The 20,093-nt window shown below is 69.6% G+C and carries 17 protein-coding genes and 1 tRNA gene; 5 read left to right on the forward strand and 13 right to left on the reverse strand.

From position 1 onward, the window contains the following. Positions 1-124 precede the first annotated feature (124 nt). The 3 genes from H7965_RS21705 to H7965_RS21715 all read right to left on the reverse strand — a co-directional run bounded on the left by H7965_RS21705 (position 125) and on the right by H7965_RS21715 (position 4,617). The gene (locus H7965_RS21705) at positions 125-2,341 is read right to left on the reverse strand and encodes a HigA family addiction module antitoxin (protein ID WP_222440744.1); all 2,217 of its coding nucleotides are present in this window, start codon (positions 2,339-2,341) and stop codon (positions 125-127) included. A gap of 516 nt (positions 2,342-2,857) precedes the next feature. Next, positions 2,858-2,947 (reverse strand) — tRNA-Ser (locus H7965_RS21710). A gap of 140 nt (positions 2,948-3,087) precedes the next feature. Then, complete coding sequence (locus H7965_RS21715) at positions 3,088-4,617, reverse strand: DHA2 family efflux MFS transporter permease subunit (protein ID WP_186772680.1); 1,530 nt, start codon at positions 4,615-4,617, stop codon at positions 3,088-3,090. A 149-nt stretch (positions 4,618-4,766) separates the two neighbouring features. Between H7965_RS21715 and H7965_RS21720 the strand changes: the two genes are divergently transcribed. Beyond that, entirely contained in the window at positions 4,767-5,255 is a 489-nt protein-coding gene (locus tag H7965_RS21720) for a MarR family winged helix-turn-helix transcriptional regulator (protein WP_186772681.1), read from the forward strand. Further along, positions 5,252-6,358, forward strand: coding sequence for an HlyD family secretion protein (locus tag H7965_RS21725; protein ID WP_186772682.1), 1,107 nt, complete (start codon positions 5,252-5,254; stop codon positions 6,356-6,358). Before H7965_RS21720 ends, H7965_RS21725 begins: the two co-directional genes overlap by 4 nt. A 31-nt stretch (positions 6,359-6,389) precedes the next feature. On the opposite strand, the gene H7965_RS21730 is transcribed toward H7965_RS21725, so the two are convergent. The 3 genes from H7965_RS21730 to H7965_RS21740 are packed head-to-tail and all read right to left on the reverse strand — an operon-like array spanning position 6,390 to position 9,640. Beyond that, the gene (locus H7965_RS21730; protein WP_186772683.1) at positions 6,390-7,385 is read right to left on the reverse strand and encodes a Bug family tripartite tricarboxylate transporter substrate binding protein; all 996 of its coding nucleotides are present in this window, start codon (positions 7,383-7,385) and stop codon (positions 6,390-6,392) included. Positions 7,386-7,421: 36 nt separating this feature from the next. After that, entirely contained in the window at positions 7,422-8,573 is a 1,152-nt protein-coding gene (locus tag H7965_RS21735) for a benzoate/H(+) symporter BenE family transporter (protein WP_186772684.1), read from the reverse strand. Positions 8,574-8,575: 2 nt separating this feature from the next. Further along, positions 8,576-9,640: a mandelate racemase/muconate lactonizing enzyme family protein gene (locus H7965_RS21740; RefSeq protein ID WP_186772685.1), complete on the reverse strand. Its 1,065-nt coding sequence runs from the start codon at positions 9,638-9,640 to the stop codon at positions 8,576-8,578. A gap of 93 nt (positions 9,641-9,733) precedes the next feature. On the opposite strand from H7965_RS21740, the gene H7965_RS21745 reads away from it, so the two are divergent. Beyond that, positions 9,734-10,711 (forward strand): Bug family tripartite tricarboxylate transporter substrate binding protein, encoded by a 978-nt coding sequence (locus H7965_RS21745; protein WP_186772686.1) that lies wholly within the window; start codon positions 9,734-9,736, stop codon positions 10,709-10,711. Positions 10,712-10,791: 80 nt separating this feature from the next. On the opposite strand, the gene H7965_RS21750 is transcribed toward H7965_RS21745, so the two are convergent. The 3 genes from H7965_RS21750 to H7965_RS21760 are packed head-to-tail and all read right to left on the reverse strand — an operon-like array spanning position 10,792 to position 13,355. Continuing rightward, entirely contained in the window at positions 10,792-11,337 is a 546-nt protein-coding gene (locus H7965_RS21750) for a hypothetical protein (protein WP_186772687.1), read from the reverse strand. After that, positions 11,334-12,893: a hypothetical protein gene (locus H7965_RS21755; RefSeq protein WP_186772688.1), complete on the reverse strand. Its 1,560-nt coding sequence runs from the start codon at positions 12,891-12,893 to the stop codon at positions 11,334-11,336. The genes H7965_RS21750 and H7965_RS21755 overlap by 4 nt, the downstream gene beginning before the upstream one ends. A 12-nt stretch (positions 12,894-12,905) precedes the next feature. Next, positions 12,906-13,355 carry a hypothetical protein gene (locus H7965_RS21760; RefSeq protein ID WP_186772689.1) on the reverse strand — a complete coding sequence of 150 codons (450 nt, stop codon included), beginning with the start codon at positions 13,353-13,355 and terminating at the stop codon, positions 12,906-12,908. 171 nt (positions 13,356-13,526) lie between these two features. Here H7965_RS21760 and H7965_RS21765 point away from each other — a divergent pair, with 171 nt between their 5' ends. Next, on the forward strand, positions 13,527-14,807 hold the full coding sequence (locus H7965_RS21765) for an Hsp70 family protein (protein ID WP_186772690.1): 1,281 nt from the start codon (positions 13,527-13,529) through the stop codon (positions 14,805-14,807). 1 nt (position 14,808) lies between these two features. Here the strand turns inward: H7965_RS21765 and ftsH are convergent, their stop codons facing one another. The 4 genes from ftsH to H7965_RS21780 are packed head-to-tail and all read right to left on the reverse strand — an operon-like array spanning position 14,809 to position 18,163. After that, positions 14,809-16,653: an ATP-dependent zinc metalloprotease FtsH gene (gene ftsH / locus H7965_RS21770; protein WP_186772691.1), complete on the reverse strand. Its 1,845-nt coding sequence runs from the start codon at positions 16,651-16,653 to the stop codon at positions 14,809-14,811. 37 nt (positions 16,654-16,690) lie between these two features. After that, a complete protein-coding gene (locus tag H7965_RS30430; protein ID WP_222440745.1) occupies positions 16,691-17,104 on the reverse strand; it encodes a cation transporting ATPase C-terminal domain-containing protein in 414 nt (137 codons plus the stop codon). Next, positions 17,023-17,370, reverse strand: a complete 348-nt coding sequence (locus H7965_RS30435; RefSeq protein ID WP_222440746.1) for a cation transporting ATPase C-terminal domain-containing protein — start codon at positions 17,368-17,370, stop codon at positions 17,023-17,025. The genes H7965_RS30430 and H7965_RS30435 overlap by 82 nt, the downstream gene beginning before the upstream one ends. Before the next feature lie 52 nt (positions 17,371-17,422). After that, positions 17,423-18,163: an SDR family NAD(P)-dependent oxidoreductase gene (locus H7965_RS21780; protein WP_186772692.1), complete on the reverse strand. Its 741-nt coding sequence runs from the start codon at positions 18,161-18,163 to the stop codon at positions 17,423-17,425. A 129-nt stretch (positions 18,164-18,292) separates the two neighbouring features. Between H7965_RS21780 and H7965_RS21785 the strand changes: the two genes are divergently transcribed. After that, positions 18,293-20,011, forward strand: a complete 1,719-nt coding sequence (locus H7965_RS21785) for an N-acyl-D-amino-acid deacylase family protein (RefSeq protein WP_186772693.1) — start codon at positions 18,293-18,295, stop codon at positions 20,009-20,011. Positions 20,012-20,093 lie beyond the last annotated feature (82 nt).

A 20,093-nucleotide genomic window follows, 5' to 3' on the forward strand; every position in this document is an offset into this window, starting at 1 on the left:
CGCGATCGCCGACCATTGCTCATCGCTCAGCCAGAACAGTACCGACATGCGCAAGCCCCTGATGCCCAAGGGGCAGCGAATCACAACCGGCCGGGCCACTCAAAGCGGTAATCGAGTTCCGAGCCTAAAGCTCCGGTTGGTACGAGTCAGCGCCTACGACGGCGCCGGGACGGCCCACCAGCGGCAGTTCCGCCTCGCAGACCAGCCCGGCCGCCTCCCAGCCAAGGGATATCGTCCCGCCGAGCTGGCGACGCACTGTGCCCTCCAGCACGCGCATGCCAAAGCCACGGCGGCCCGGTGGCCCCGCCACCGCCGGCCCATCTGCCTCCGCCCAGCGTAGCCGCAGAGTCCCGCTGGCCGGGACGAGGGTCCAGGACACCGAGACGCGACCCTCCGGCACCGAAAGCGCGCCATGCTTCACGGCGTTCATCGCTAACTCATGCAGCGCCATAGCGATAGGCTGCGCCGCACCGGCCGGCACCTTCACGGGCAGGCCATCCAGTTCCGCGCGTTGTCCGACGATGAAGATCGCGAGTTCGCCCTGCACCAGCGCGCGCATGTCGACCCCGCTCCAGCGGTCCTCGGCCAGTAGGGTTTGGGCTTGGGCCAGCGCCCTCACGCGCCCCTCCACTGCCCGGGCATATGCAGCGGCGTCATTCCTGGGTGTCAGCCGCAGCATCGCCTGCACCACGGCGAGCACGTTCTTGGCGCGGTGGTCCACCTCGCGCGCGAGGAGCGCCTGCCGTTCTTCGGCTGCCTTCCGCTCGGTCACGTCAGTAAGGACGGCGAGGAAGCGGCGGCGCCCCGCCTGCTGGAAATGGCGGCCATGGACCTCCACCCAGCGCTCAGCATGGTCGGAGGCGCGCCGGATCCGGTGGGTCAGGCCGAAGGTACCGCCTTCCCGCAGCGTGCGCTCGTGCTCCGCCGCAATTGCCGCGAGGCTGTCTGGGTGCATCAGGCTGACGAAGACGGTGCGCAAGGCCCGGCCGTCGGGCGGGGCAGGTAGGCCGTAGATCTCGAAGATGCGGGGTGTGCCGATGCCTTCCTCGCCTTCCAGGTCCACGTCCCAGATGCCGAGGCCGACTGCTTCCGTAGCAAGGCGCAACCGCGCCTCGCTTTCGCGCAAGGCAGCCTCGGTCTGCTTGCGGGCGGTGGTGTCGATCGCTTGGATGACAAAGAACCGCACGGCCCGGTCTGCGCCTCTGACCGCCGTGACGGCCGCGTCGGCAGTGCAGATCTCCCCACCGGCTGCTTGGTACAGGTCTTCGGACAACACGGGCCCTTCGGTCCGGGCGGCTTCGGCGAGACGGCCGGGCCAGGCCTGACGCACTGCGGGGATATCGGCCCAGAATGGCGTGTCCCAGAAAAGCCGCCCGATAACCTGCTCCCGGGTCAGGCCAGTGATGCGCAGCGGCAATTCGTTGATCTCAAGCGTAACGCCCTCGGGGGAGAGGACCGCCATGAATTGGAACTGCTGGTCGAAGACGCCGCGGAAGCGCTCTTCACTCGCCCGCAGCGCTTGTTCGGCGGCGTAGCGCGCGGTCTCGTCGCGCAGCGTGAGCACGGCGCCGACCTGCTTGCCTTCGGCGGTCAGCAGCGGCCGAGTGCTGCCCTGGGCGAGCACCTCTGAACCGTCAGGGCGGCGGATACGCCAGCGCGCTTCTGTCACCGTCTCGCCGCACAGCACGGCACGGGTGAGCGGCAGGTCTGCCGGGGGATAGGGACGGCCGTCCTCGGTCAGCAGATGGAAGGTTTCGCTGTAGGCGTCAGGCAAAACATCCAGCCGCACCGTACCGTGGATCCGGGCCGCGGCGTCGTTCACGAAAGTAATGCGCCCGGTCGCATCGGCGACGATCACTCCCTCGGCGACCTGCCCAAGGACGGCGGCGTGTGCGGCTATTTGGCCCCCAACCTCGCCCCGAAGATACTCCCTCTGCGCCGCTGGCATGCGCTGGCCCTCGTTCAGGGTCGCGCTGGTCTGGAGAGTATCGGTTCGCCTATTTAGTTTGTCAGCGAGACCGGGGTGAGTGGGAATGTGATCAAGGCCCGCGCCCAGGACATGCTTGGCATGAGCCAAGTCAAACTCCTGCTGAAGGTTGAGCCAATAGAAGGCTCCGGTGCCGCAGAAGCGTCCAAGGCGTATAGCCATTTCAGGCGTGACACTGGCTGTAGCAGAGAGCAGGCGGTGGAGCGCCTGCCGCGTCACCCCGAGCTCACGTGAAGCACGGGCAATAGAAAAACCGGACGCGGCAAGCACATGCTCTCGCAACACTGAGCCTGGGTGGGGAGGCGCTGCCTGCTGCGCTACCGCCAGGGCCGGTTTTCCCCTATCTACGCTCAAGTTTTCCCTCCGGCCTCATCGAGGGCGTACATGGCCCGCCCTCCGAGTGTAACTCACCACCCGCGTTCTCGGCCCAGGCCATCGAGTTCGCTTTGAGAACCCCGCAGCGCATGGTGCTGATTAATGGGAAACGCTTGGCAGATCTAATGGTTGAGGATGGTCTCAGGGTACGATCCAGCCGGAAGATTGAATTCAACACCTCTACGAGAATTTCTTCTCAGAGGAATGACCTGCCTGACTGGCGTACCGAAGTGTTCGCTCTCAAAGTACGGATTTCGGGCAAGTGGGGTTCGAACTAGGCCAAGCGCCCATGGCGCTGAAACCGGCCTATGACCTGTGTTTCTGCGTTCCGTACTTAAACGGCCAAGTCAGGAGGTCCGGAGAGAATTGGCCTCCAGAGAGCGATTTTCGCCCTTCTGCGCCTCAGGCCAGTCAACAGGTCTGCCCCAAAACCCCAGGAAACCTGCCACTCAGCGCGGCGGTCGTGTCGGCGGAGAGTATGGCTCGTATGCGAACTGGCGGAGAGGGTGGGATTCGAACCCACGGTCCGCTTGCACGGACTTCGGTTTTCGAGACCGACGCGATCGACCACTCTGCCACCTCTCCGGGGCGGGCGCTCGTATAGTAGAGAAGCCGCGGCCTGACAACGCGTCTTCCGCGCCCCTTGGCAATCGCCTGAAACGCCGGCGAATTCCCGGCGGACCCGGAACGTAAACCCCGGCGGTCTCTCCCAGGGGGCCGCTCCCCTACCCCGCCGCCCGTCGCATGCGGCGGGCCAGCAGCGCCAGCAGGATCGCGATGCCCGAAGCCGCGGTGTAGAGGCCGAACGCATTCACATAGCCGATCATCGCCGCCTGCCGGTCGATTTCCTTGCCCAGCCGGGCCAGGCCCTGCAACGTCCCGGTGGTCCACCCCCCCATCAGCCCAGGCACCGAGAGCAACTCGTTGTAGGGCGTGATCATCTCCGTCATCCGGCTGTAGTTCATCGCCGTGGAACGCACGATCTCGGCGACGCTCAGCGAGATGAACAGGCTCGATCCGATGTTCCGCAACAGGTGGAACAGCGCCATCGCTTCCGCCAGATTGCGGCTGTCCAGGGTGGCGAAGGCCATGACGGTCAGCGGCACCCAGATGATGCCGACGCCTATCCCCTGCAGCGCCGCATTCATCAGCAGCACATCGACATTGACATTCAGGTCCAGGCTCATCAGCCACATCCCGGACAGCACCAGCAGCCCGAAGCCAAGCGTCAGGCCGATCCGCGGGTCCCAGCGGCCGATCAGCAAGGTGCAGACGAAGCCGATGGTGCCGCCGATGCCGCGATAGCCGACGATCAGCCCGATGATGCTGTCGGGGTAGCCGGCATGCTGCTGAAGCAGCGATGGCAGCAGCACGATTGGGGTAAAATTCACCATCCCGTAGATGAACACCAGCAGCAGGCCGAGCGCGTAATTGCGGTCCAACAGCAACCGCAGGTTCAGGAATGGCCGACTCGCCGTCAGGCTGTGGGCGAGGAACAGGTAGAAGGCCAGCGCCGCGATGCAGGTCTCCAGGATGATCTCGGGTGCCTCATACCAATCCAGCCGCTGGCCGCGCGATAACACCAGCTGCACGCTGGCGATGGCGGTCGACAACGCAAGGAAGCCGATCCAGTCGAGCGGCACCTTTGTGCCCGGCTGGTCCGACGGCAGGGCCAGGCGCAGGCCGATCGTCGCCAGCGCCCCGGCGGGGACGATCATGTAGAAGGCCCAGCGCCAGTTATAGGTCTCCGCCAGCACGCCGCCGAGCGCCGGGCCAATCACCGGGCCCAGCACCACCGTCATCCCGAAGATCGAGCTGACCAGCCCAGCCCGCCGGCGCGGGAAGCTGTCCAGCACCGTGGCATTGGCCAGCGGCACCACCGGCGCGCCGGCGCCGCCCTGGACGATGCGCCACAGCACGATCGTCTCCAGCGACTCCGCCTGGCCACACAGGTAGGTGGCGATGGTGAAGGTGGCCACGCTCCAGACCATCACCCGCCGTCGCCCGAAGCGGGCGACCAGCCAGCCGGTCATCGGCGTGACGATCGCCGTCGCCAGGATGTTGAAGGTGGTGGTCCAGGCAATCTCGTCCGCCGTTGCCGCGAAGCTGCCCTGCATCTGCGGCAGCAGGGTGGAGGCGACCAGCAGGGTGGTGGCGTAGAGCGTGGAAGCCAGCACCACCGCCGCCATGATCAGAAGGCGGCGGTACAACGGCAGATCGAGGATCGCCGAGGCTTCAGCCATCGGCTCGGGCATCGGGCGCCGCCGCGGGAACCGCACGCATCGGGCAATGACAGCCTTGACGAAATTGGCTGATGCAATGGTAACCTAGGCAACGGTTCGCTGCCAATCCATCCTCGGATGGGTCCGGTCAGGCAGCCGCCCTCCTCTCCGCAAGGCGCCCCGTGCCCCCTGAAGATGGCCGCCGCTACATCGGATTCCTGATCGCCGACGTGGCACGAATGATGCGCTCGGCCTTCGACCGGCGGGTCCGCCGCATCGGCCTCACGCGCTCGCAATGGCTCGTGTTGAGCCTGCTGCACCGCCGCCCCGGCGTCAGCCAGTCCGAATTGGCGGAAATGCTCGAGGTCGAGCGCGCCACCGCCGGCCGGATGATCGACCGGCTGGAACGCAAGCACTGGCTGGTCCGCCGGCCGGACCGCGAGGACCGCCGCATCAACCGGCTCTACCTGACCGAGGACGCCAAAGGGGTGCAGGCGGAGATGGGCCGGATCGCCGCCGAGTTGCTCGACGATGCCATGGCCTCCCTCGCCGAGGGCGAGCGCGAGGCGCTGGCCGAGATGATGGAGCGGATGAAGGCCCAGCTTCAATCCATGGGCCAGCGCCGCGCGGCGCTGGCCGAGGCCGGTTCGCAGCCGGGCGTCGCGCCATGACCCAGGCCCGCCGGGTGCTGCTGCGGCTGGCGTTGCTGGTCGGCGTGCCGCTGGTCGTCGTGGCAGGCGGGCTGCTGGTCTGGCTCACAGGCGGCCGCTACATCACCACCGATAACGCCTATGTCCGGGCCGACATCGTCCAGATCGCGCCGGAGATCTCCGGCCGGGTGGCCGAGGTGGCGATTCGCGACCACGCGCAGGTCGCGACAGGCGCCCTCCTGTTCCGCATCGACCCTGAGCCCTACCGCCTGGCTCTGGCCAAGGCGGAGGCGGAACTCGACACCGCACGCACCGCGGTGGAGACCGCCCGCGCCACCTACCACGAAACCCTGAGCGAGCTTGGCGAGCTAGAAAGCCGGGCCGACTACCTCAGCCGCCAGGCCCGCCGGCAGCAGGAGCTGGCGTCCCGCGGGGTCGCCCCGGCCACCCGCATGGAGGAGACCCAGAACGACGCCCAGGTGGCGCGGGAACGGATCAACGTCGTCCGCCAGCGCCTCACCCGGCTGCTCACCACCCTGAAGGGCGACCCCGAACTCCCGGTCGACGAACACCCGAGCGTGCGCGAGCGGATGGCCGAGCGCGACCGGGCGGCGCTCGACCTGGCGCGCACCACCATCAACGCGCCGATCGGCGGCACCATCGTGAACATGCGGCTGCAGCGGGGCGAGCAGGTGCGGGCGGCAACGCCGGTCTTTGCCCTGGTTTCGGAGCGCCGGCCCTGGGTGGAAGCGAATCTGAAGGAGACCACCCTGACCAATGTGGCGATCGGCCAGCAGGTGCGGGTCGTGCTCGACATCTATCCGGACGTCACCTGGACCGGCGTAGTGGAGAGCATCAGCCCCGCCACCGGCGCCGAATTCGCCATCCTGCCGCCGCAGAACGCCTCGGGGAATTGGGTGAAGGTGGTGCAGCGCCTACCGGTGCGCATCCGGCTGGAGCCGCATGCTGGCGAACCGCCACTGCGCGCCGGCACCACCACCACTGTTGCCATCGACACCGGCCGGCAACGCCGCTTCGAGGATGTGGTCACCGGCTTCGCCAATCTGTTCCGCGACAACGCCCGGGCCGCCAATGGCCCGGGCCCCACCGCGCTGGCGCGGTAGCCGGGGCCTTCGCGCCCCTCCGAGATCCGCTCTATTCGGCGGTCGCGCCCGAACGCTGCACCAGTTCGCCCCAGCGGTGCTGCTCGCGGCGGATGAACTCCGCGAATTGCGCGGGGCTGTCGCTTGCCACCGCCATGGTCGCCGCGGCGGCGAAGCGCCGGCCGATATCGGTATTGCGCAGCACCGTCGCCAGCGCGTGGTGCCAGCGCTGGATGATCTCCGCCGGCGTCGCCGCCGGCGCCACCAGCCCCTGCCAGGAGCTGGCGACGAAGGCCGGGTAGCCGCTCTCGGCCATGGTCGGCACGTCCGGCATACCCGGAGTGCGGCTGGCCGTGGTCACCGCCAGCGCCTTCAGCCGCCCCGCCTGCACCTGCCCGACGGCGGAGGAGAGCGTGACGAACAGCCCGTGCACGTCGCCAGCGACGCAGGCCGTGACCGCCGGCCCGGCACCGCCCGGATAGGGCACATGCACCATGTCGAGCCCACCGCCGAGTTCACGTAGCAGCTCCATCTCCAGCCGGTTCAGGCTGCCGGCGCCGGGCGAGCCGTAGTTGATCTTGCCCGGATTGGCCCGCGCATAGGCCACCAGCTCGGCCACCGTGTTGAAGGGCGCCGAGGGGTGCGCCACCAGCGCGTCCGGCGTCTCCGACACCAGCGACACCGCGGCGAAGTCCACGCTCGGCCGTACCCGGATGGTGCGGGCGAAGATCGCCGGGTTGACCGCCAGCGTCCCGACGTTGCCGAGGAACAGCGTGTAGCCATCCGCCGCGGCCCGCGCCGCCGCCTCCATGCCCACATTGCCGGCTGCGCCAGTGCGGTTCTCGATGACGAGTGGCTGGCCGAACGCCTCGGCAAGCTGCGGCTGCAGGACGCGGGCGGCGAGGTCGGTGGCGCCCCCCGGCGCGAAGGGTACGATGATGCGGACCGGCCGGTCCGGATAGGTGCTGGCGCGGGCCGGCCGGATGGCCGTCGCGGTGGCGGCGCCGGCCAACAAGTGACGCCGTCCGGGCTTGTCGATCTGGATCATGCGATTTCCTCCCGGGTGGAGGCTACCAGACCGCGGTTAAGATCGCCGGTGTAACACCATCATCCCGCCCCCGGCCAATAGCCCCCAGAAGGCGCCGCTGATGCCGAAGACCGTCAGCCCCGAAGCGGTGACCAGGAAGCAGATCACCGCGGCCTCCCGCCCCTCGGGCGCCGCCAGCGCCGCCTGCAGTGCCGCGCCGAAAGCCCCCAGCAGCGCCAGCCCGGCCACCGCCTGGATCAGCACCGGCGGCGCCGCGCCGACGAAGGCCGTCGCCGTGCCGGCCAGGAGGCCGAAAGCCACATAGGCCGCCCCCGCCACCACCGCTGCCTGCCAGCGCCGGGCCGGATCGGGCTCCGCTTCCGGATTGGCGCAGAGCGCCGCGGTGATGGCGGCAAGATTCACTGCATGGCCGCCGAGCGGCGCGCCCAGCAGGGTGAAGAAGCCGGTCACGGTGAACAGCGGTCCCGGCGCCGGACGGTAGCCATTGGCGTTCAGCACCGCCATGCCGGGGATGTTCTGCGAGGCCATGGTCACCAGGAACAGCGGCAGCGCCACACCAAGGATCGCCGCCGGGCTGAACTCCGGCGCCACCCACACCGGCACCGGCCCGGCCTCGGCCGCCAGCCCGGGTGGCAGGGCGACCGTCGCGCCGATCAGCCCCATCGCCACCAGCACCGCCGCCGGCACCGCCAGCAGCCGGTTGACCCGCCCCACAGCCGCCCAGGCCAGCACGATGGCCAGACCCATCGCCGGCGCCTCCGCCACCGCCCGCACCGGCGCCAGGCAGAGGCCCAACAGCACCCCGGCCAGCATCGCATTGGCCAGCGGCGCCGGGATCGCGGCAACGCCGCGGCCGAGCGGCTTCCACAGCCCGGCCAGCATGATCAGCGCGCCGGTGACCAGGAAAGCGCCGACCGCCGCCGGGAAGCCGCCCGCCGGCATGGCCGAGGCCGCCAGCAACGCCGCCCCCGGCGTAGACCAGGCGACGCTGATCGGCATCCGCCGCCACAGGCTGAGGGCGATGCCGCAGACCCCCATGGCGATCGACAGCGCCATCAGCCCGGAGGCCGCCTGGGCCGGGCTTGCCCCCATCGCGGCCAGCCCCTGCAGCACCACGGCGAAGGAGGAGGCGAAGCCGACGAAGCCCGCCAGCAGCCCCGCCGCGACGGCGGGCGCCGACACCGCCATGCTCAACCCTCCAGGGTCAGGCCGAGACCCGGGCCCTGCGGCACCGCGACGAAGCCGCCCTGCGGCGCCAGCGTCGGATAGGGCGGGGCGGCGAGATCGGCGAAATACACCTCCAGCGGCTCCTCCACCGCGGCGGCGGCCAGGAAATGCAGCGTCGCCAGCAGGCCGGGACCGAAATAGGGGCTGTGCGGCACCAGCGCCACGCCATGCCGCGCCGCCGCCTCCCGCACCGCCAGCAGGCCGGAGATGCCGAGCTTGGTCACGCTCGGCTGCACCACATCCACTGCCCCGGCCGCAAGCATGGCGGCGATCGCCTGCGGCGTGCCAAGGCATTCCCCGGCGGAGATGCCGGTATGGCCGGCCTGCCGCACCGTGGCGATGCCGGCGAAATCCTCCGGCGGCCAAACCGGTTCCTCGACCCAGCGGATGTTCCATTCCTTCACCGCCGCGCAGAAGGCGGTGGCTTCGGCAACGCTGTCCCAGGCGCAGTTGATGTCGAGCATCAGCGGGATCTCGGGCGGCGCCGCCTGACGCGCCGCCTCGATGCAGCGCAGGTCCACCTCATGCAGCTTGATCTGCCGATAGCCGCGCGCCACCGCCTCCGCGGTGTTGCGGGCGACCAGCGCCGGGTCGCCGTAGCGCAGCAGGCTGGCATAAGCCGGCACCCGCGCCCGCTTCGCCCCGCCGAGCAGCGCGTGCAGCGGCTTGCCCGCGGCCTGGGCGGCAAGGTCCCAGAGCGCGATGTCGAGGCCGGCGAGGGCGAAGGTCACCGGCCCGTTGCGGCCGAAATTATGGAAGCGCCGGTGCAGCATGCGCATCAGCCCGGGAATGTCGCCGGCATCCTGGCCGATGCAGGCGGGCGCGATCAGCCGTTCCAGCGCATCCTTGGTGGTGCCGACCAGGGTGAAGCCGAAGCCCTCGCCATGGCCGATGAGGCCGGACTCGGTCTCGATCCGCACCACCAGCGTGTCCATGGCGCGGAGATGCAGGTTGCCGCCCGGCCCCGCAGGATTGCCGTAGGTGAAGCTGCTGCTGAGGATGCGGCCGGTAACGGCGGTGATGCGCATGAGGCTCCTTCCCCGCCCCCTTCTACCCGGGGCTGCGGAAGGCGATACTCGCAGCCGCAGCCGGATGGAGAAAGCCCCGGCAGGAGGATGCCCATGCTCGCCCGCCTATGCCTTGCCCTGTTTGCCTTGCTCGCCACCGGGACTGTCCCATGGGCTGCGAAGGCCCAGGACACCTTCCCCAATCGGCCGATACGGCTGATCGTTCCCTTCACCACCGGCGGCCCCAGCGACATCGTCGCCCGCATGCTGGTGCCGAAGATGACCGCCCTGCTCGGCCAGCCGGTGGTGGTGGAGTCGCGTCCCGGTGCCGGCGGCGTCACCGGCATGGATGCGGTGGCGAAGTCGGCGCCGGATGGCCACACCATCGGCCTCGGCAGCGCCGGTGGTCTGGCCATCTCGCCCAGCCTGCAGCCGACCATGCCCTATGTGGTGCCGCGCGACTTCGCGCCGCTCAGTCTCGCCGTCATCGTCAACGAGCCGCTGGTGGTGGGCGCCTCCGTGCCCTACCGGACGCTCGGCGAGTTGCTGGCGGCGGCGCGGGACAAGCCGGGGACGCTGAACTACGGCTCCACCGGTCCGGGCAGCATGCCGCATCTGGCGGGCGAGCTGGTGAAGCTGACCGCGACTGTCGACATCGTCCATGTGCCCTACCGCGGCGGCGCGCCGCTGGCGACCGCGCTGGTGGCGGGCGAGGTGCAGATCGGCTTCGCCGATTTGCCGATCCTGCTGCCGCATATCCGGGCCGGGACGATGCGGGCGCTGGCGATCGGCAGCGCCGAGCGCTATCCGCTGCTGCCGGACGTGCCCACCTTCGCCGAGGCCGGGCTGCCGGGCGTGATGACCGATAACTGGCACGGCTTCGTCGCCCCCGCCCGCACCCCGCCGGCGGCGCAGGCGACGCTGCACCGCGCCATCATCGCGGCGCTCAGCGATCCGGACACGGCGAAGCTGCTGCGCGAGCAGGGGGCGATCCCCTCCCCCAACACCCAGGCGGAGTTCGCCGCCTTCATCCAGCGGGAGACCGAGCGCTGGGGCGCGGTGATCACTCGGGCCGGGGTGAAGCCGGACTGATGCGACAGGCCCTGAACCTCAGGGCCCCAGCCAACCTGGAAAGCGGCCGGCGGCAGCGATGCTTGCCGGCCGCCGCGATCTCAGCCGCCCCGCAGCCGCGCCAGCGCCTCGGCCAACGGATCATCCGACTCCACCGCCGCCGCATCGCCCGGCAGGCGGATGACGGCATCGCCCAGGGTATCGAGCACCACCAGCGCCCGCCGCCCGCCCGACGGCACCGCCGCACCGGCCACCACCACCAGCTCCTCCGCCAGGGTGAGGGAGCGGTTGATCGGCGCCAGGCTCGCCGCATCGCTGCTGCCGACGCCGCCATAGGGCAGCCGCAGGAACAGCACGAGCGAGCCGGTGACGAGCTGGAAGCAGAACTGCCAGGAGGCGATGCCATGCCCGACATGGCCGAAGCCGAGCTGCGCCGGCACCGCAGGATCCTCGACCGCCGCCAGCACGCCGGCGAGATCGCCGAGCGTGAGCGGCCCGGTGCCGTAGACCGCCTCAGCGGTCCGGGTCAGCCGCTCCGCCAACTCGCGCGGGATGGGCGGCAGCCGCAGCCCGGCCTCCCGCAGGGTCAGGAAGGCATCCTCGACCACCGCCATGCCGATCTCGGCCGTCTCTGCCGTGCCGCTCACAGGATGCCCTCCCGCTCGAACGCCGCCGCGAAGTCGCGGCCGAACAACCCACCGGATTTATCCGAGCCCACACCGGTGCCGGCGGCCTTCAGGAAGGCTTTGGCGGTAAGCTGCGCCGGCGCCGGGGACCGCCAGGCGGTCCAGTCGGCGACGACATACTCCGGATGCAACCCGGCCGCATGCATCTTGGACAGGTTGAAGCGCGACTCCGCGGCCGTCACTTCCGCCGCCGTCATCAGCGCCGCGAGCTTCGGCCGCAGGTCACGATCGAAGTCCGAGGCGATGATCCGGTCATACACCTTCTTGTCGATCAGCGGCGGCATGCCCGGCGGCGTGGTGCGGCTGAAATACTGGCCCTTGTTGGCGTTCGGGTCGGTCTGCTGCGCGCCGAAGCAGACATCATTGTCGATGCCGGTCACGGTGACCTCGTCGCCGTTGATGTCGACCATGTAGTTGCCGCCATGCCGGTCCATCTGGCCGGTGATGACATCGGACCAGTCGAGCGAGGTGAGCTGTTCCATCAGCTTCGCCTGGGCGGTGGCGGAAGGCGGGTTGCCCGGCGGCCACATCTCCCGCCGCTTCTTGACCCCGGTGACCGGATCGGTGGTGGTGATCGTCTTGCCCGGCGCCATGGTCATCAGCAGGCCGATCTCCTGTTCGCCGGTGGTTGGATTGGTGTGCATCCCGTAGCACACCTTGGGGACAATGGGCTGGCCCAGCAGCTCGGCCACCGCCAGGGTGGCGATGTTGCGGTTGCCGTTGTGCGGCGCCTTGGCGTCGATGCCGATCGCCGAGGCGGCGGAGAGCTGCACGCCCTCATCCGACACCCGCTCCCCCTTGAACACCAGCGTATCGCCGTTGGCGTATTCGATCTTGGCCACCGAATTCGCCATGCCGGAGCCGAAGGCGTCATCCACCTCCTCGGCATTGGTGTCGTTGTACAGGTCGAACCGGCAGTCGGCGAAGGCCATGCCGCGCTGCTTGCATTCGATCGCCTGCTTCAGCGTGATGTGGTGCTTCACCTGGTCGAAGGCCGGGTCGGCGCGTACCGCGGCGAGTGCAAGTTTCTGCGCCTGGGCGCTCGCCACCACATCGTCGGCGGCACCCGTCTTGTCGTTGTTCTTCTTGTGCTGGGCGCGGTAGCGGCCGGCGGCGGCGATCAACGCATCGAGCTGGCCGTCGAGCCCGTCGAGATCCCCGTCGACGAGACTGGCGGCGCTGAGCGTATTGACCGCGGTGATCTCGGCGCGGACGGCCTTGTATTCGGTCGAGCGCTTCCAGTGGCCGCCGAGCCGATCCTTGTGCGGCCGGTGGCCGATCTTGTCCGCCAGCTCGTCGAAGGTGAGCATCCGCGCGCTGACTTCCTGGACCAGCTGCGGCGGCCGCTGCGGGGTGGGCGGCGGCGGTGGGGCCAGCACGACCGGCGGCTCTTCACCGCTTTCGAGCAGCGAACTCCGGCCGATCATCGATAGCACCGAATCCGACCAGCTGCGCTGGACCCGGCTTACCAGACTGCCGCCCCGCTTCCTCTTGGGCTTCTCCTGGACATCCGACATGCCTCAATCCCCCTAGCGGATGGCGGTGATGATCTGGCGGAACGCCACGTCCATGGTGTCGAGCAGCCCGATCTCGACGCCGAAGGGATTGTCGTCCAGCGCCTCGGCCAGGGGGCTGGAATGCAGCATGGCGCGATAGGCCCCCACCGCCTTGCCGACCGCCGCCGCGGCTGCCGCGCGGTCGGCCGGCGCCGCCCGGTCATAGTCCTGCAGCGCCGCCATCAATGCGACCGTCTGCCCCCCGCCGGTGAGCCCGAACAGGCCATACTGGGCGATCTGGTCGAGATCCGGGTCCCCAAGCCCGCGCAGCGTCCGGCCCAGCGCTTCCAGCCGGGCATCGACCGCTTCCTTGGCGTCGCGCCAGACGCCCAAGATCGGTTCGCCACGGTTGCCCGAGGCGCCGGCCGGGTCGAGATTAAGAACGCGGATGCACCATTGCCGCTGGTCTTCGCTTCCCGCCACCGGGCTGCCCCCCACCATTCACGGTTGTAAAGCGCAGGCTAGTATTTTCGGCTCGCGATGCTAATGATTGATGTTGATTGCCTCTCGATCCGACCGACGGCCATAATCCGGCTTGCCCTGGCCCCGCGCCTCTGCTGAAACCCGCGCCCCTTTGCGTGGTGCCTCAGACGAATGCCCTCCGTCATCGGTGTCGACTTCGGCACCACCAACAGCGTGATCGCGGTGCGTGATGAGGCGGGCGGCCTGACAACCGCCCGCTTCGCCGTCGGCGCCGAAGCCATCGACGTCTTCCGCAGCGTGCTGTGCTTCTGGACCGAGGCCGGGCAGTCCCGCCAGGCAGCCGGGCCGGCGGCGATCGAAGCCTATCTCGAGGACCCGCTGGCCAGCCGCCTCATCATGTCGATGAAATCCTACCTGGCGCTGCGCAGCTTCGGCGAGACCCGTATCCAGGGCCGCGGCTGGCGGCTGGAGGATCTGATCGCGCTGCTGCTGCGGGTGCTGCTGGCCGGTCAGCCAGCCGCCGCACAGCTCATCGCCGGTCGGCCGGTGCGCTTCGCCGGCGATGCGCCGGATGATGCGCTGGCCGAACAACGGCTGCGCGCCGCCTATGCCGCGGTGGGCTTCGAGAGCATCGGCTTCGCACTGGAGCCGGAAGCCGCGGGGCATCGCTTCGCCGCGACGCTCGACCAGCCGACGACGGTGCTGGTCGGCGATTTCGGCGGCGGCACCAGCGATTTCTCGGTGCTGCGCTTCGAGCCGGGCGCGACGCGGCGCGTCACCGCCCTCGGGCATGCCGGCATCGGCCTCGCCGGCGATGATTTCGACTACCGGATCATCGACCATGTCGTCTCGCCACTGCTGGGCAAAGGCGACAGCTACGGGGTGATGGGCAAGCGGATGCCGGTACCGGTCGGCTGGTACGCCGGCTTCGCCCGATGGCACCGGCTTTCCCTGATGCGAGCGCCGCGCACCCTGGCCGATATCGCCACCGTCGCCCGCACCGCCGATGATCCGTCGCGGCTGCATCAGCTGATCCGGCTGATCGAGGATGAGGCAGGCTATGCGCTGTACCGCGCGGTCTCCGGCGTGAAGGCGGCGCTGTCGCGGGCCGACCGGGCGATGCTGAACTTCCGCCACGACGGCTTCCTGGTGGAGGCGGAGATCACCCGCGCCGATTTCGAATCCTGGATCGCCCCCGACCTGGCACGCATCGGCGGGGCGGTGGAGGCGGCGCTGGCCGGTGCCGGCCTCGGCCATGGGCAGGTGGACCGGGTGTTCCTCACCGGCGGCACCTCGCTGGTGCCGGCGGTGCGGCAGCTGTTCGAGGCGCGCTTCGGCGCGGAAAGACTGGCCGGCGGCGGCGAATTCGTCTCGGTGGCGGAGGGGCTGGCGCTGATCGGTGCGGCGCGCGGCGCGACGGCCCGGCAGGCGGCCGACGCAGCGGTTCCCTGACCTAGCCCGCCGCGACGCCCTTCGCCATCGGCGCGGCAGGCTGCCCGGCGAGCTCGATCAGCTCCGCCTCATCCAGCGTCTCCTTCTCGAGCAGCCGGCGGGCGGCGCGTTCCAGCACCTCACGACGCTCGCGCAGCAGCTGCACCGTCCGCTCCAGCGTACCGTCCACGATGGCGCGCACCTCGGTGTCGATCGCATTCGCCGTCGCCTCCCCGAAGTCGCGCTCATGCGGACCCGGCAGCGGGGTGGGGCCGGCGATGAAGCTGCGCGGGTCGCGCTCATAGGCGACACTGCCGAGCGTCTCTGACATGCCGTAGCGCGTCACCATGCTGCGCGCGGTGTCGGTGACACGCTGCAGATCATTGGCGGCGCCGGTGGAGAGATGGTTGTAGACCACCAGCTCGGCGGCGCGCCCGCCGAGCATCACCATCATCTTGCGCTCCAGCTCCTCGCGCGTCATCAGGAAGCGATCCTCGGTCGGCAACTGGATGGTGTAGCCGAGCGCGCCGATGCCGCGCGGGATGATCGAGACCTTGTGCACCGGATCCGACCCCGGCAGGCTCAGCGCCACCAGCGCATGGCCCATCTCGTGATAGGCGACCACCTCGCGCTCCTTCGGGTTGAGCAGCCGGTTGCGCTTCTCGAGACCGGCGACGATGCGCTCCACCGCATTGCCGAAATCCGTCATGGTGACGGCCTCGGCACCACGCCGCGTCGCCAGCAGCGCCGCCTCGTTGACCAGGTTGGCGAGATCCGCACCGGTGAAGCCCGGTGTCAGCCCCGCCACCGCCTCGGCATCCACATCCGGGGCGAGCTTCACCTTGCGCAGATGGACCTTCAGTATCTGCACCCGGCCCGGCCGGTCCGGCCGGTCCACCAGCACCTGCCGGTCGAAGCGGCCCGCCCGCAGCAGCGCGGGGTCGAGGATCTCCGGCCGGTTGGTCGCCGCCAGGATGACGAGGCCGGAACGCGAGTCGAAGCCGTCCAGCTCGACGAGCAGCTGGTTCAAGGTCTGCTCCGCCTCCGAATGCCCGCCGCCATAGGCGCCGCCGATGCCGCGGGCGCGGCCGAGCGCATCCAGCTCGTCGATGAAGATGATGGCCGGAGCCCGGGTGCGCGCCTGCTCGAACAGGTCGCGCACCCGCGCCGCGCCGACACCTACGAACATCTCCACGAATTCGGCGCCGGAGATGGAGAAGAACGGTACCTTCGCCTCGCCCGCCACGGCCTTGGCCAGCAAGGTCTTGCCGGTTCCCGGCGGGCCGACCAGCAGCACGCCCTTGGGCATCCGCCCACCAAGACGGCCGTAGCGTTCCGGCTCCCGGAGAAAATCCACGACCTCGCGCAGCTCATCCTTCGCCTCATCGACGCCGGCAACATCGGCGAAGGTGACGCCGGTATCGGCCTCCACATAGACCTTCGCCTTGCTCTTGCCGATCTGCATCAGCCCGCCCTGGGCGCCGAGGCGCCGGCCAAGCCACATCCAGACGCCGACGAAGAGCAGAACCGGCAGTACCCAGGACAGCAGGTCGCGGAGGAAGGTACTCTCGACCTGGCCGGTGTAGCGCACGCCGTGCCGGCTCAGCTCCTCGGCGAATTCGGGCGGCTCGACCCGGGTCGTGGTGAAGCGCGTCTGCCCGCTGGGCAGCGGTTCCTTCAGCGCACCCTGCAGGAAGCGGTCGGAAACCCCGACCTCGGCGACCTTGCCCTCGGCCAGAAGTTGCTGGAACTGGCTGTAGGGAATGGTCGCCACCGGCTGGACGACGACTGCCGCGACATATTGCACGGCGAGCAGGCCGAACAGCGCCGCGACCCAGTACCAGGCGTTGAATTTCTGCTTGTTCACGCTCCGCCTCCTGCCCGTTTCGCCTCACCCCCCGGCCCTACCGGGCGCCGCCGGCTGAAACGCCCGCGGCGGGCAGCTTGCTCAACTCCCGCACCCGCAGCACCGAGCTTGCCACCGCCGCGCAGACCAGCCAGTCGCCGCCCCCCAGCGCAACGGTCGAGAACGCCACCTGGAGGAACGGCAGGTAGATCACCACGGCGTGCACCAGCGGCGGAAACCCGACCGCTGCCCACAGCCAGCAATTGGCGAAAATGCCGACGAAGGCGCTCCGCTCGCGGGGACGGGCGCTAAACAGATTGCATATCTGGAACAGCGCCAGCGTAGCGAAGGCCGCGGTCTGCGCGTACCGCAGGTCGCCCGAGCCCCCGGTCAGCCCGCTGGCAGAGAGGCGTCGAGCACCAGCAGCACCCCCGTGGCCATGGCGGCGCCGACGAACATGATGCCCGCCCACATGCGGCGGGTGACCACCCCTTCGCCGAGCGGCGGCGGCGGCCGCGTCATCGTTCCCGCATCCGTCGGATCACCCCCGAGAGCAAGTGCCGGCGCGCCATCCGTCAGGTTGATCCAGAGGACCTGCGTCGCCAGCAGCGGCAGCACCAGGCTGCCACCCTGCGCCGTCAGCCCGATGGCATCCGCCAGCAGCACGCCGAAGAACACCGTCATCACCCCGCCGATGTTCGAGGAGAGCAGGTAGCGCTGGAATTTCCGGCGATGCACAAGCCGCATCCCTGGCAGCAGATGCGGGTTCGCCTTGCGGTATTCCTATGCGTCAGGACAACCAATTATACAGAGAGAGCCCGCCATCCACCTCGATTGTGGTGCCGGTGACGTAGCCGGAGAAGCGGTCCACCAGCAGCGCCACCGCCATCTGCGCCACATCCTCGGGCGTGCCGAGCCGCCCAAGGGCGATCGCCGCCGCCAGCCTCGGGTCGGCCTGGAAGCCGCCGCCGGCAATGGCGCCCGGGGCGATGGCGTTCACCCGGATGCCATGCGGCCCGAGCGCCCGCGCCAATTCCTGCATCGTCATCGTCAGCCCGGCCTTGGCGGCGCTGTAATGCGGCAGGTTGCGCGGGGTCCGCGCATGCAGCGAGGTGACGTAAAGCAGCCGCCCGCGGATGCCGGCATCACGCATGTGCCGGCCAATCCCCTGCCCCAGCACGAAGCCGGCGCGCAGGTTGACGCCGACCATGCGGTCCCAGGCCTCGATCGGGACATCGAGCACAGCCTCGCTTTCCAGCCGGCGCGGACTGGCGCAATGGACGAAGAGCGAAAGGCCCGGCGCCGAGGCCAGCACCGTATCGAGCAGGGTCGCCGCGCCATCCGGCGCCGCCAGATCGGCGGCGACGAAACGGGCCGGCAGGGCGAGCGCCTCGGCCAGCGCCTCGCCGCGCTCGGCGTCATTGTCGGCAAGGATCACCTCCGCGCCTTCCGCCGCCAGCGCCTGGGCCGTCGCCCGGCCGATGCCGGAGGCTGCCCCGGTGATCAGCGCGATCTCGCCTTCCAGCAGCATTCCGCCGTCCTCCCATGAAATCCCCCGAGAAAGGCAGGCTGGCCCCTGCCGCCGGGCACCGCAACCAGCAGGTTGCCCACAGGGCCGGTCCGGGTCATGCTCGCCGTCCGGGAAGCGAGGAGAAGGACGATGCACGATCTGGTCATCCGAGGCGGCACCATTGTGGACGGTACGGGTGCCCCGGCCTTCACCGGTGACGTCGCCATCAATGGCGACCGCATCGCCCAGGTCGGCGACAAGGCCGGGCCCGGCAAGCGCGAGGTGAAGGCCGAGGGCCGGCTGGTCACCCCCGGCTGGGTCGACGTGCACACCCATTACGACGGCCAGGCCACCTGGGACCCGGTGCTCGCACCCTCCTCCTGGCATGGCGCGACGACCATCATGTTCGGCAATTGCGGCGTCGGCTTCGCGCCGGTGCGGAAGGCGCACCACCAGGCGCTGATCGACCTGATGGAAGGCGTCGAGGACATCCCCGGCATCGCCCTGGCCGAAGGGCTGAAGTGGGACTGGGAGAGCTTCCCGGAATACCTCGACGCACTGGCGCGGCTGCCGCGCACCATCGACGTCGCGGCGCAGGTGGCGCACCACCCGCTCCGGGTCTTCGTCATGGGCGAACGCGCTATCAACCGCGAGATGGCGACCGAGTCCGACATCAACGACATGGCGGCGCTGACCGAGGAGGCGCTGCGCGCCGGCGCCTTCGGCTTCACCACCAGCCGCACCGACCAGCACAAGACCCCGGCCGGGGAGCTGGTGCCGGGCCGCTACGCCGAGCATGAGGAGCTGATCGCCATCGGCCGCGCCATGGGGCGGGCGAAGCGCGGCGCCTTCGGCATGCTGTCGGATTTCGAGGATGAAAGCGCCGAGTTCGGCTGGCTGCGCCAGATCGCAAAGGACAGCAACCGTCCGGTGTGGTTCCTGCTGACCGACCGCAGCTACGACCCCGACCGCTGGCGCCGGCTGATGGATCACATCCGGGCCGCCCGCAAGGACGGGTTGCCGCTCTCCGCCCAGGTGGCGGGGCGGCCGGTCGGGCTGATCCTCGGCCTCACCACCTCGCTCAACCCCTTCGCGCTCCGCGAAGGCTTCGCCGAGCTGGCGAAGCTGTCGCCGGCCGAGCAGCTCGCCCGGCTCCGCGACCCGGAGGTGCGCGCCCGCATCCTGTCGCAGGAAGCCTCCCCGCGGCTGATGGAGGTGCTGCCGCCGCTGTCGCGGCAGATCGCCACGCGCTGGGACCGGATGTACGACCTTGGCGGCACCCCGGACTACGAGCCGCCGCCGGAGAAGAGCATCGCCGCGCTGGCGGCGAAGACCAACCAGAGCCCGCAGGAATACTGCTACGACTTCCTGATCGGCGGCGACGGCGGGCGGATGCTCTACTTCCCGGTCACCAACTACGTCCATGGCGACCTGGAGGTGGTGCGGGAGATGATCCTCGACCCGCACACCGTGCTCGGCCTGTCCGATGGCGGCGCGCATTGCGGCGTGATCTGCGACGCCTCGCTGAACACCACCATGCTGACACACTGGGTGCGTGACCGGACCCGCGGCGAGCGGCTGCCACTGGAATTTGTCATCAAGCGGCAGACCAGCGAGACGGCGGATTTCTTCGGCTTCCACGACCGCGGCCGGCTGGCGGTGGGCAAGAAGGCCGATGTCAACGTCATCGACTTCGACGCGCTGCGCCCGCACCACCCGGAGATGATCTTCGACCTGCCGGCCGGCGGCCGGCGGCTGGTGCAGCATGTCGATGGCTACGACATGACGATCTGCAGCGGCACGCCGATCTTCGAGCGCGGCGTCGAGACCGGGGCGCGGCCGGGCAAGCTGGTGCGCGCCACCGCCTGAGCGCCTGATCGGCCGCGCCGGAACGGGCGCGGCCGATCCATCGCGCGGAGCGAGCAGGATGCAGTGGCCAACCATCACCATC

It is taken from the genome of Siccirubricoccus deserti, assembly GCF_014283215.1.
Classification (GTDB): Bacteria; Pseudomonadota; Alphaproteobacteria; order Acetobacterales; family Acetobacteraceae; genus Siccirubricoccus; species Siccirubricoccus deserti.